Origin of the sequence: Sphingopyxis sp. (genome assembly GCF_016463645.1) — a bacterium.
Taxonomy (GTDB): domain Bacteria; phylum Pseudomonadota; class Alphaproteobacteria; order Sphingomonadales; family Sphingomonadaceae; genus Sphingopyxis.
In genome coordinates, this window is the sequence record NZ_JAEMQX010000041.1 from 18590 (window position 1) to 30713 (window position 12124).

13 protein-coding genes and 1 tRNA gene are annotated in these 12124 nt (G+C 67.0%); 9 read left to right on the forward strand and 5 right to left on the reverse strand.

Going from position 1 to position 12124, the window contains the following annotated elements; translation table 11 throughout:
• Positions 1-17 precede the first annotated feature (17 nt).
• From JHC57_RS10730 to JHC57_RS10745, 4 genes are read left to right on the forward strand one after another with little or no spacing between them, the layout of a single operon-like run.
• Positions 18-635: a DNA-3-methyladenine glycosylase 2 family protein gene (locus JHC57_RS10730; RefSeq protein WP_294029991.1), complete on the forward strand. Its 618-nt coding sequence runs from the start codon at positions 18-20 to the stop codon at positions 633-635.
• Positions 636-667: 32 nt separating this feature from the next.
• The gene (locus tag JHC57_RS10735; protein WP_294029992.1) at positions 668-1069 is read left to right on the forward strand and encodes a ketosteroid isomerase-related protein; all 402 of its coding nucleotides are present in this window, start codon (positions 668-670) and stop codon (positions 1067-1069) included.
• A complete protein-coding gene (locus JHC57_RS10740; RefSeq protein WP_294029993.1) occupies positions 1066-1653 on the forward strand; it encodes a GNAT family N-acetyltransferase in 588 nt (195 codons plus the stop codon). Before JHC57_RS10735 ends, JHC57_RS10740 begins: the two co-directional genes overlap by 4 nt.
• Entirely contained in the window at positions 1650-2534 is an 885-nt protein-coding gene (locus tag JHC57_RS10745) for a carbon-nitrogen hydrolase family protein (RefSeq protein WP_294029994.1), read from the forward strand. Before JHC57_RS10740 ends, JHC57_RS10745 begins: the two co-directional genes overlap by 4 nt.
• A 65-nt stretch (positions 2535-2599) precedes the next feature.
• Here JHC57_RS10745 and tig read toward each other — a convergent pair whose 3' ends face one another.
• Positions 2600-4219, reverse strand: a complete 1620-nt coding sequence (gene tig, locus JHC57_RS10750) for a trigger factor (protein ID WP_294029995.1) — start codon at positions 4217-4219, stop codon at positions 2600-2602.
• Positions 4220-4307: 88 nt separating this feature from the next.
• Positions 4308-4392 (reverse strand) — tRNA-Leu (locus JHC57_RS10755).
• A gap of 187 nt (positions 4393-4579) precedes the next feature.
• Between JHC57_RS10755 and JHC57_RS10760 the strand changes: the two genes are divergently transcribed.
• The 5 genes from JHC57_RS10760 (at position 4580) to JHC57_RS10780 (ending at position 9162) form a co-directional block, all read left to right on the forward strand.
• Positions 4580-4777, forward strand: coding sequence for a hypothetical protein (locus JHC57_RS10760; protein ID WP_294029996.1), 198 nt, complete (start codon positions 4580-4582; stop codon positions 4775-4777).
• 109 nt (positions 4778-4886) lie between these two features.
• Positions 4887-6575, forward strand: coding sequence for an amidohydrolase (locus JHC57_RS10765; RefSeq protein WP_294029997.1), 1689 nt, complete (start codon positions 4887-4889; stop codon positions 6573-6575).
• 120 nt (positions 6576-6695) lie between these two features.
• Positions 6696-7448 carry a hypothetical protein gene (locus JHC57_RS10770; protein ID WP_294029998.1) on the forward strand — a complete coding sequence of 251 codons (753 nt, stop codon included), beginning with the start codon at positions 6696-6698 and terminating at the stop codon, positions 7446-7448.
• A complete protein-coding gene (locus JHC57_RS10775; RefSeq protein ID WP_294029999.1) occupies positions 7445-8191 on the forward strand; it encodes a hypothetical protein in 747 nt (248 codons plus the stop codon). The genes JHC57_RS10770 and JHC57_RS10775 overlap by 4 nt, the downstream gene beginning before the upstream one ends.
• Before the next feature lie 65 nt (positions 8192-8256).
• Positions 8257-9162 carry a hypothetical protein gene (locus tag JHC57_RS10780; protein WP_294030000.1) on the forward strand — a complete coding sequence of 302 codons (906 nt, stop codon included), beginning with the start codon at positions 8257-8259 and terminating at the stop codon, positions 9160-9162.
• Here the strand turns inward: JHC57_RS10780 and JHC57_RS10785 are convergent.
• The 3 genes from JHC57_RS10785 to gatB all read right to left on the reverse strand — a co-directional run.
• Complete coding sequence (locus tag JHC57_RS10785) at positions 9159-10493, reverse strand: amidohydrolase family protein (protein WP_294030002.1); 1335 nt, start codon at positions 10491-10493, stop codon at positions 9159-9161. The genes JHC57_RS10780 and JHC57_RS10785 overlap by 4 nt on opposite strands.
• A gap of 13 nt (positions 10494-10506) precedes the next feature.
• Entirely contained in the window at positions 10507-10986 is a 480-nt protein-coding gene (locus JHC57_RS10790; protein WP_294030003.1) for a hypothetical protein, read from the reverse strand.
• A gap of 77 nt (positions 10987-11063) precedes the next feature.
• A partial coding sequence (gene gatB / locus JHC57_RS10795; RefSeq protein WP_294030004.1) for an Asp-tRNA(Asn)/Glu-tRNA(Gln) amidotransferase subunit GatB occupies positions 11064-12124 on the reverse strand: 1061 nt, incomplete at its 5' end.

The following is a 12124-nucleotide window of genomic DNA, read 5'->3' on the forward strand; positions in this document are numbered from 1 at the left end:
CAAACGGAGAATATGCAATGGGTCTCAGCCAGCAGCAGCTGAACGCGGGAATCGATGCGCTCGCGGCGAGCGACGCCAATTTCGCGCGCGCGCTCGGCAACGCGGGCTATCCCGAACCGCGCATCCGTGCGCCCGGCTACACCACCCTCCTCCGCACCATCGTCGGCCAGCAGGTCAGCGTTGCCGCGGCGAACTCGATCTGGAACAAGCTGGAAGCGCAGTTCGGCGAGGGTTGCCCTGCCAAGGTGATGGCAGCCGCGGATTTCGACACGCTGCGCGCCTGCGGCCTGTCGGGACAGAAACAGGGCTATGCCAAGAGCCTCGCGCAGTTGATCCTCGACGGCGAACTCACCTTCGACGCCCTTCCCCCCGATGACGAGGAAGCGATCGCGCTGCTCACCAGGGTCAAGGGAATCGGCCGCTGGTCGGCCGAAATCTACCTGCTCTTTGCCGAAGGGCGTCCCGACATCTGGCCCGCCGGCGACCTCGCCGTGCAGGAAGCCGTCGGCCGCATCCTCCAGCTCGGCGCGCGCCCGAGCGAGAAGCGGGCGCGCGAACTCGCCGAACCCTGGCGCCCTCACCGCGGCGCCGCGGCGATCTTCAGCTGGCACTGCTACAATATGGACGTGATCTGATAAGGGGCGGCGAAACCCGAACGGAGATTCGCATGACCACCACCCGCGACATCGTCGCCGCCTATTACGCCGCCTTCAACGCCGGCGACACCGACGCGATGCTCGCGCTGGTCGCCGACGATATGCGGCACGACGTCAACCAGGGCGAACCGCGGCACGGCAGGGCGCTGTTCGCCGAATTCAACGCGCATATGACGCGCTGTTACCGCGAGCGGCTCACCGACATGGTGATCTTCGCCGAAGGCGAGCGCGCCGCCGCCGAATTCATCGTCAACGGTACCTACCTCGCGACCGACGACGGCCTCCCCGAAGCCGACGGCCAGAACTACCGCTTGCCCGGCGGCGCCTTCCTGTCGGTCAATGCCGACGGGCTGATCGACCGGGTCACGACTTACTACAACCTCAACGACTGGCTGAAGCAGGTCGGCGCATGACCGTCACCGTCGCGCCGGTGACGGGCGCGGGACTCGCGCTGGTCATCCCCGCACTGGCCCGCCTGCGCGTCGCGGTGTTCCGCGACTTCCCCTATCTCTACGACGGCGACGCCGGTTACGAGTCCGGCTATCTCGCAAACTTCGCCGCCGCGGAGGGTGCGGTGATCGTCGTCGCACGCGAGGGCGACGATATCGTCGGCGCCGCCACCGCCGCACCGCTCGCGACGCAGGATGCGGCATGGCAGGCGCCGCTCGCCGCCGCGGGTTTCGACATCGCGCATACCTTCTATTTCGGTGAATCGGTGCTGCTCGCCGGCCATCGCGGTCGTGGCATCGGCCACGCCTTCTTCGACCATCGCGAAGCACAGGCGCGCGCGCAGGGCGCTTCGCAAGCCGCCTTCTGCAGCGTGATCCGCGACGAGGACGATCCCGCGCGCCCTGCCGATTACCGCCCCCTCGACGCATTTTGGCGCGCGCGGGGCTATGCGCCGCTTGACGGCGTGACCGCCTCCTTCGACTGGAAATGCGTCGGCGAGGGCGCCGGACGGAGCCACTCCCTCCAATATTGGACCCGCGCTTTATGATCCGCGTCGCCAGCGCCGCCTGGCCGATCGATCGGCACCCCGATTGGGCGAGCTACGCCGCCAAGCTCGAAGCGTGGGTCGCCGAAGCGGCCGGAAACGGGGCGCGCCTGCTCGTCTTTCCCGAATATGGCAATATGGAGCTTGCCTCGCTTCTCGATCCCGCCGCTGCGCTCGATGCCGCCGCGCAGGTCGAACCGCTCGCGGCGATGGCGAATGACGTCGCAAGACTCCACGCGAACCTCGCACAACGCCATAAGGTCCACATCCTCGCCGGATCGATGGTCGAACGCGACGCGCGCAGCCGGATCGTCAATCGCGCCCGCCTGTTCGGCCCCGCAGGCGGAACGGGCTTTCAGGACAAGCTGATCCTGACGATGTGGGAGCGCACCCGCTGGACGATCGCCGCCGGCGCGCCGCAGATCACGCTCTTCGACCTCGGCTTTGCGAAGGCCGGCGTGATCATCTGCTACGACAGCGAGTTTCCGGCCGCCGCGCAGGCGCTCGCCGCCGCGGGTGCCGACATATTGCTCATCCCGGCGTGCACCGATAGCCTCGCCGGCTATTGGCGCGTCCGCATCGGCGCGATGGCGCGCGCGCTCGAAACCCAATGTTTCGCCGTCCAGTCGCCGACGGTCGGCGCCGCCCCCTGGTCGGCGGTGGTCGATATGAATGTCGGTGCGGCGGGGGTCTTCGCGCCGCCCGACCTCGGCATGCCCGCCGAAGGCGTCGTCGCGATCGGCGAGCTCGACACGCCCGGCTGGACCTACGCCGACCTCGACCTCGATGCGCTCGCCGAACTGCGCAAAAATGGCGCCGTGCGCGGGCCCCAACATTGGAGCGAACAGCCGGCGGCGCCGCCGCTCGGGCTCCTCGTTCGCTAGCAGCGCCAAACAAAAGGCCGGATGGATCGCTCCACCCGGCCTTTTTGTTCAGCCCTGAACCGGGCCTATTTCTTGGCGGCGGCCTTCTTGGCCGGGGCCTTCTTTTCGGCGGGCTTGTCTTCCGCGGCCTTCGCGGGAGCCTTCTTTGCAGCCGCCGGCTTTTCCTCGGCTTCGGCCTTCGGAGCCGCTGCCTTCTTCGCGGGAGCCTTCTTGGCGGGAGCCTCGGCCTTTTCTTCCTTGGCCTCTTCCTTCACCGCGTCCTTCTTGGCGGCCGGCTTCTTCGCGGCGGCCTTCTTGGCGGGCTTGTGGTCGTGGTCATGGTCGTGGCCGCAGCCCGGGCCATGGACGTGGCCGTCGTCGTCGGCTTCGATCGCGGCTTCGATCTCTTCGCGCGTCACTTCGCGGTCGCTGATCTCAGCCTTTTCGAACAGGAAGTCGACGACCTTGTCCTCATAGAGCGGGGCGCGGAGCTGTGCCGCGGCGAGCGCGTCCTGCTGGACATATTCGACGAAGCGCTGGCGGTCCTCGGGGCGATACTGCTGCGCCGCCTGCATGACGAGGCGCTGCATCTCCTGGCTGCTGACCTGCACGCCGTGCGCCTGACCGATTTCCGACAGGAGCAGACCGAGGCGGACGCGGCGTACCGCGATCGAGCGATAATCGTCGCGGTCGTTCTCGAGTTCGGCCTTCGCCGCTTCGGGATCTTCCTCGTGGCTCGCTTCATGCTCGAGCTGCTGCCAGATCTGGTTGAACTCGGCCTCGACCATCGTCGGCGGCACGTCGAAGTCGTGGCTCGCGGCGAGCTGGTCGAGCAGCTTGCGCTTCATATAGGTGCGCGTCAGGCCGTTCAGTTCCTGCTCGACCTGGTCCTTCATCAGCTCCTTGAGCTTGTCGAGGCTTTCGAGGCCGAGCGACTTCGCGAACTCGTCGTCGATCTTCGACGCGGCCGGAACCTTCACTTCCTTCACCGTCACGGCGAATTCGGCGGGCTGCCCCTTCAGATTCTCGACCGGATAGTCGTCCGGGAAGGTCACCTTCAGCACCTTCTCGTCGCCGGTCTTGACGCCGACGAGCTGGTCCTCGAAGCCCGGGATCAGCTGGCCCGAACCGATTTCGACCGCCATGTCCTCGCCCGTGCCGCCATCGAAGGCGACGCCGTCGACGCTGCCGGCGAAGTCGATGATGACCTGATCGCCCTCAGCGGCCTTCTTGGTCTTCGGCGCTTCCTCGAAGCGCTTCATCTGCGCCGCGAATTCCTCGATCTTGGCCATCACGGCCTTGTCATCGGCGGGAACGGTCAGGCGCTCGAGCTTCAGCCCGTCGATCGACGGGGTTGCGATGTCGGGCAGCACTTCGAGGCTGACGGTCAGCTCGGCGTCCTTGCCGGCTTCATAGCCGTCGTCGAGCGCCACGGCGGGCTGCAGCGCGGGGCGAAGCTTTTCCTTCGCCATCAGGTCGCGCACGCCCTGATCGATCGCCTTGTTCAGCGCGTCGGCCGACAGCGCCGGGCCGTGCATCTTGCGGATCAGGTTCGGCGGCACCTTGCCGGGGCGGAAACCGGGCATGCGGACGGTCGGGGCGATGCTCTTCACCTCGTCGTCGACGCGCGCGTCGATATCCTTGGCGGTGATGGTCACGCGATATTCGCGCTTCAGGCCTTCGTTCAGCGTTTCGACGGTCTTCATTGCCTTGGTCTTATCCTTGCTCAAAATCTCGTATCCGAACCCCGGCCGAATGGCGGAGTTCCCTGTAATCCCGGCCTGCATTGCGTATTGGTGCGGGCGAAGGGACTCGAACCCCCACATCTTGCGATACTGGTACCTAAAACCAGCGCGTCTACCAATTCCGCCACGCCCGCAGGTGCTTTCGGCCGGGTGCACGAAATCGCGCGCTGCCGCGCACGCCCGTGCGGGCCGCGCGGGGCTATAGCAGACGCGCCGCCAAGGGCAAGGGCACAAAGCCCGCCCGTTCCGCAGGCGGGACATGCCTGATGCGGGCGGAACATGCGTCGCGCCCGTTCGTTGGTTGATCCAAGGAGAATGACCATGGCCAGCAGCCCCGACCCGCTTCCCAAGCCGAAGCCCGACACGATCGAACCGCAAGCGCCGCCCGAACAGCCGGTGCAGCCCACCCCGGTCGAAGACCCCGCCGGGCAACCCGCCGAAGTCCCCGGACGCCCGGGCGGTGGCGACATCGACCAGCCCGGCCGCGGGCCCGATGAGATGCCTCCGCAGCAGGTTTGACGCCCGACTTCGTCATTCCCGCTTCGTGGGAGTGACGAAGATTAGCTTGCTCAGGAATGCTTGACCTCTCCCTTCACCCTCCGCACGATGCGTCGCAGGGGAGAGAGACATGAAATTCACCGCGGCCATCGCATTGTTCCTGACAACCACGGCGCCTGCCGTCGCACAGGAAACCATCCTTTATCGTGGCGGCCCGATCGTCACGATGGACGGCGACACCCCGCAAACCGTGGAAGCCGTCGTCACCAGGGACGGACGCATCGCCTTCGCCGGCTCCGAAAGGCAGGCGCGGTCCGCCGCGGGCAAGGATGCCGCCATCCATGATCTCGCGGGCGCGACGATGCTTCCCGGCTTCATCGACGCCCATTCGCATTTCACCGTCGCGACGATGAGCGCGGGCGGCCTCGACCTCCGCGGCAAGGCGCTCGGCCCGGTCACCGATATCGCCGGCGTTTCGACCGCGATCCGCGATCATCTCGCCCGCACCCCCGCCAGCCCCGGCCGCTGGACGACCGTCTGGCAGTTCGATCACGAAACGCTCGCCGAGAAACGCTATATCACCCGCGCCGAACTCGACGCGCTCGCCCCCGACCGCCCGCTCGTCGTGCTCCACGTCTCGCTCCACGGCGCGGTCGCGAACAGCGCCGCGCTGAAAGCCGCGGGGATCGACGAAAGCACCCCCGTCCCGCCCGGCGGCATGATCCTGCGCGACGATGCCGGCAGGCTCAACGGCGTGCTGCTCGAAAAGGCGATGTTCCTGATGCTCGCCAAAATGCCCCAGCCGACGGCGGAACAGAAACTCGCCGCGCTCGACGCCGCGCAGGACGCCTATTTCGCCGAGGGCTATACCCACGCGCAGGACGGCGCGACGCTGCCGCCCGATGTCACCTTCCTGACCTCGCCCGCCGCGCGCGAGCGACTGAAGATCGACCTCGCGCTCCTGCCCTTCTCGACCGGCCTCGATGCGCTGCTCGCGCAGCCCGACCTCGAATTCGGCAGCTATCGGGGTCATGTGAAGCTGCAGGGGATCAAGTTCGTCCTCGACGGATCCGTCCAGTCGCGCACGGGGTTCTTCACCCGCGACTACAAGCGCGGCAGCCCGGAGGGGCATCATCCCTGGCACGGCGAACCCGTCCTCTCCGAAGAAGAGTTCATCGCGCAGGCGAAAAAGGTCCACGACCGCGGCTGGCAGCTCTTCGTCCACGCCAATGGCGACGCGGCGATCGACATGGCGATCGAGGGTTTCGACGCGCTCGGCATCAAGGCCGCCGACGACCGGCGCCCGGTCGTCATCCACTCGCAGTTCCAGCGCCGCGACCAGCTTGCCGCTTACAGGCGCATCGGCGTCGGCCCGGCCTATTTCTCGAACCACACATGGTATTGGGCCGACGTCCACCGCACCAACTTCCCGGCCGAGGTCGTCGATTTCATCAGCCCCTTCCGCTCGGCGCGTGCCGCGGGGCTGATCCCGTCGAATCATAGCGACTACAGCGTCACCCCGCTCGATACGCGCTTCATGCTGTGGACCTCGATGGCGCGCGTGTCGCCGACGGGCGTCGTCAGCGGCGCGGACGAACGCCTCACCGCCTATGAAGCGCTGCAGGCGCTCACCACGGGCCCCGCATGGCAGGCGTTCGAGGAGGACCGCAAGGGCCGTATCAGGCCCGGCCTGCTCGCCGACTTCGTGATTCTCGACAAGAATCCGCTGACAACGCCGGTCGAAGACATCAGGAATATCCGCGTCCTCGAAACGGTGAAGGAAGGAAAGAGCGTCTGGAAAGCAATAACCGGCCCGTAACCGGCAGCAGCATGTCCCGATATTGTTCCGCATCGAAACAAAAAGCACTTGCAAAGATTTAGGCGCTGATTAGCAACTCGATCCATCCGGTCCATCGGGCCGGATATGGGGGTCGCAGAAATGCGTTTTGGGGGATGGGCCGCCGGTATCTCGGCGGTCGCTTGCTGGAGTCCTGCGCTCGGGGCGGGCGCAGTTGCCGAGCCGGTCGTCGTCGACGCCCCGGCCGCGCCGGTCGTGGAAGCCACCGCACCTCGCGCTGCCGCTATCGCCACAGCCGCGCCCGTCGTCGCGACGCTTGCCGCCGGCACGCCGGTCTTCGTGATGCTCGATGCCGATCTCTCGACGATGACCGCCAAACTCGGCGACCGCTTTCCCGTCGTCGTGCTCCACGACATCGTCGAAAGGGAGACGATCGTCGTCCCCAAGGGCGCGACCGGATATGGCGAAGTCACCTTCACCACCAACAAGGGGGCGTTCGGCAAACCCGGCATCATCGGCATCACGCTGCGCCAGTTGCAGATCGGGGACCGCCGGTTCGCGCTCAGCGGACGCTACCGCGAGGAAGGCGCAAACAACAATGGCGCGACCGCCGCGGCAATGCTCACCGTCGGCGTCTTCTCCGCCTTCATCAAGGGCAAGCCCGGCGTGATCCCGCGCGGCCGCGAGCTCAGGGCGCGCACCGGCGAGCCGATCGCCTTCACCGTCGGCGTCGCGGCCACCCCGCCACCGCCGATCGCCGGCACCGCAATCCTCGTCACGCCGCCGGACGCCGCAAACCCGGACGCCGCTGCCGAAGCGCCGGCTCCGGCACCCGCAACAACCGAAAACCCGATCGACAATCCCGAACAGGTCAAGACAGGAGGACAGGAATGAAGTTCACACCCGCAAGGACAGCGTTGGCGGCCCTCGCCGCATCGTGCATCGCCATCGCGCCCGCGATCGCGCAGGACAGCGCGGAACCCGCGACCGAAGCCGCGGCCGAAGCGGTGGCAACCGCCGAAACGACGGCCGCAGCGGCCGCCGACATCGCCGCGACATCGATTGCGCCCGCTGCGCCCGCGCCGACCTGCGAACTCCACATCTTCCCGACCCTCGAAGGGCAGGCGATGACCACCGGCTGGCTGTCGGGCTTCGGCATCGTCGGCGCGGTCGCCGACGCCGCGTCGAACAAGAACCGCAACATCAGCGACGCCGACTATCTGAAGGACGCGCTCGGCCCGCAGATGCAGATCGACGCGCTCAACTCGATCAACGTCGTCGAAGCGCTCAAGCTGCCGCCGTCGCAGATCGTCTTCGAAACGCCGATCGCCGATCGCAAGATCACGACCAAGGCCGCCACGCGGCTCAGCGCGTCGAAGGCGCCCTGCTATGTCGAGCTGGTGATCACCCAGAATTTCTACACGAAGAAGGCGATCTACGGCCGCTCGCTCAACAACCGCTTCATCGTCAAGGATTTCCGCACCGGCAAGGACAAGGCCGCGCTCGTCAAGGGACGCGGCGGCAACGGCCTCGAACATTTCCCGCCGAAGACGACCGACGAGACCGAGGCGGCCGAAACCGAACTCCGCGAAGTCTTCGTCAAGAACTTCCTCGAATTCGCCAAGGGCGTGAACTGAATCCCGGCGCGGCGGGGCGGTTTCCGCCGTCCCGCCGTCTCCTCTTCCTTTCAACGGAGCCTTTCGTGCGCGCCCTGACCAGCCTTTTTCTTGCCGCCGCCCTCGCGCCGCTCCCCGCCTCCGCCGCCCCGAAGGCGCCCGACGCGCCCGTCACGCTCGCCGAACAATATCGGCACGTCGACGGCGGCCGTGCGGTGCAGATCGGCCTCGCGCAAACGCAGATCGAAACGAGCATCGACATCGGGCGCGTCGCGGCTTCGACCGGCGGCGACCTGATCGGTGCGCTGATTGTCTCGGGCATGGACGACAAGCGCGAGCGGCTGGCCGATTCGGCGACCGAACGCGCGAACGCGGCCGCCGCGCCGCTCCGCGACACGCTGCGCGGTTTCGACGTCGATGCGCTCGCGCTGTCGACGACGCAGGCCGCGCTCGCGCAGCCCGACTGGCTCCAGCCGCAGGCGATCAGCGCGACCAGGGACGTCTCGCCCGCGAGCCGCAGCGCTTTCGCCTTCGCCGCGACGACGCCGCAGGTCGCCTTCGTTACATATCGCTATGCGCTGTCGCCCGATTTCACCCAGATCCGCGTGATCGCCGAAGTCCTGATCGAGGCAAAGCCCCCGGCGAAGCGCCGCGCCGCCGGCCCGCTCTATCGTCAGACGCTCTCCAGCATCGTCCAGCTTGGCAAGCGCAGCTACGATCATCGCGAGAATGTCGCGCGGTGGAACGCCGACGACGGCAAGCTCGCCAAGGCCGCGCTCGCCGCGGGATTCGCCGGGATCGAGCGGCTGGTTCCCCACGCGCTCGCCCTCACCCCCGCCGACATCAAGGCCTTTGCCGCGAAGGACCGTGAAAAGGGTTTCGGTGCGGGCTTCTACGGTCCGCTCGTCGCGCGCGATGCCGACGATCCGGCCAATCTGACGCTGTGGGCGAAGGACGGTCTCATCCACATCCGGACGCTGCCGGGCAGCTAGGGAACGACGCGCCGCGCGGCAACATCGTCGAGCATCGCCTTCAGCGCCGCCGCGTCGTGCCAGCGACCGCCCGCCACGACCCCCATGGGCGTGTGCAGGGTCGCCGGCTTCGCCAGCGGATTGTCCGCGAGCAGCAACAGGTCGGCGCGATAGCCCGGCGCGACGACGCCGAATTTCGCCGCCCCCGGCACCGTCTTCGCGATGAACTCGCCCGGCGTCCGTGTCGCCGCAGACAGCGCCTGCCAAGGCGTCAGCCCCGCATCCAGCATGGCGTCGATCTCGCCGTGCAACGCCCAACCCGGCACCTGCCCCGCGATCGACGGCGCGTCGCCGCCCGTGATCAGCGGTACGCCCGCGTCGGCCATCGACTTCACGAAGCGCACCTCGAACGCGACGCGCCGCGACAGGTCGACCGCCTTTTTCTGATAGCCCGACTGTGCCCAGCCGATCCGGTCGGCTGGCGACAGATAGCGTGCCTCGGGCGCCGCCAGATAGGTTCTTACCACGTCGGGTTTGCCGAACTGCGCCGCGATCGTACGATAGTTGAACAGGTCCGAGGTGACGAAGGCGTCATGCGCCTTCACCAGCGCGATCGCGTCGGCGATCCGGCCCTCGTCGGGCGGCGCATTCGGATCGCCCGCGGGCGGTTCGGGAAAGAAGCCGTAGAAGAATTCCTCGACATGCGCGACCAACGCCTGCCCCGCGGCAAGCTGCTTCGCGAGCCCCACCGCCTTCGCATTATGCCCGACGATGCCGATCCCTTGCGCCCTGGCTTCGCCGGCCAGCGCCATAAAGGCTTCGGCCGACAGGTTGGTATAGACCTTGATGAAGCTGTAGCCGTTCGCCTTGGCGATCCCGACGATCGCGCGCGCATCGGCGGGCGTCCGGATGACCAGATGCCCATATTGCGGATCGCCATCGACCGCGAGCGCGGTGAATATCTGCGGCCCCGGCACCTCGCCCTTGTTCACGGCGATCCGCGTGCGCCCGGCAAAGGCGTTCGTCGCCTCGCCCATGTTGAGCATCGTCGTCACACCGTTCGCGAGCAGCAGCGCCAGATCGTCGCGCGACGTCACATGATTGTGCATGTCGGCGAGCCCCGGCATCAGCCACGCGCCCTTGCCGTCGATCACCGGTGTTCCGGCCGGCAGCTTCGCCTTGATCCCGATGCTCGCGATCACCCCGTCGGTGACGATCACCGTCGTGCGCGGAATCACGCGTTCGCGGTCCATCGGCACGACATTGACGTCGGTAAGGACGAGCGTCTCCGCCCGCGCAAGCCCCGCACCGACGGCCAGCAACAGCCAGAAAGTCAGGAGCGCGCGCAACATCTGCCGCGCCGCTTCAGCCGGCGCAGAATTCGGCGAAGCGTGCAATCGCCTTTTTCCCTGCCGGTGTCGCGACCATGTCGGTCACCTCGCCCCCGGCGGTCATCCGCAACCAGCCGTTGGCGGTGAAGGCCTTGAACAGCGGCGACGTTGCCGGCATTTCCTGCGCCGTAAAGGTCGGCAATTCGTCGGCATCGGTTTTGCCCGTCAGCCGCACGCGCTGGTCGCCCGCCTCGAGTTCGATCGCATCAAGGTCGGCCGCCCCGCCTGAAATTCCCGCAAAGACGCGGTCGCCGCCCTCCTCACAGGTGAAGTTCAGCGGCTGGTCGTCGGTGCCGTCGACCTCATAGGCAAGGATCGCGTCCGACACGCGGTCCTCGTTGATGCGGACCGCCCAGTCATAGCCGGGCGTTACTGCGGGCGCCGCGGCATTCACCGTCCCGCTCATGATCGCGACCAGCGCCCCCGCAATCCAAAGCCCTTGCCGCATCGTCATCTGCATCTCCGCGTCATTTCCCATTGATTTCAATGGCTATGACACGGCGACCGGCAGCGCCGCAACCCTGTCGCGGATCAGCCGAGCGCCTTCTTCAGCAGTTCGTTCACCACCTGCGGGTTCGCCTTGCCCTGCATCGCCTTCATCGTCTGCCCGACGAAGAAGCCGAACAGGGCTTCCTTGCCACCCTTGTACTGCTCGACCTTGTCGGCATTGGCGGCGAGAACCTTGGCGATCTCGGCCTCGATCGCGCCTGTGTCGTTCGTCTGCTTGAGACCCTCGCGGTCGACGATCGCCGCGGCGCCATCGCCGCTCTCGAGCATCTTTTCGAACACCTGCTTGGCGATCGTGCCCGAAATCGTGCCGTCGGCGACGAGGCCGAGCAGTTCGGCCGCCTGCGCCGGGCTGACCGGCGAGTCGGTGATGTCCTTGCCGAGACGATTGAGCGCGCCGAACAGCTCGCTCGTCACCCAGTTCGCCGCCGCGACCGGCTTGGCGCCCGCTTCGAGCAGCGCGTCGAACCAGCGCGCCACCTCGACCTCGGCGGTCAGCACGTCGGCGTTATAGGCCGAAATCCCTTCACTCAGATAGCGCGCGCGCTTGGCATCGGGCAGTTCGGGCAGGCTGTCACGGCACTCGGCCAGAAACGCATCGTCGAGTTCGAGCGGCAACAGGTCGGGATCGGGGAAGTAGCGATAATCATGCGCATCCTCCTTCGACCGCATCGAGCGCGTCTCGTTGCGGTCAGGGTCGTAGAGGCGCGTTTCCTGCACCACCGTGCCGCCGCTCTCGATCAGCTCGACCTGGCGCTTCGCCTCGCCCTCGATCACCGCCATCACGAAGCGCACCGAATTGACGTTCTTCGTCTCGGTGCGTGTGCCGAATTCGTCGCCGGGCTTGCGTACGCTGACGTTGACGTCGGCGCGCATCGAGCCTTCTTCCATATTGCCGTCGCACGAACCGACATAGCGCAGGATAGAACGCAGCTTGCGCACATAGGCGCCGGCTTCGGCGGGCGAGCGCATGTCGGGGCGCGAGACGATTTCCATCAGCGCGACACCCGACCGGTTGAGGTCGACGTACGACATCGTCGGATGCTGGTCGTGCATCAGCTTGCCGGCATCCTGCTCGACATGGA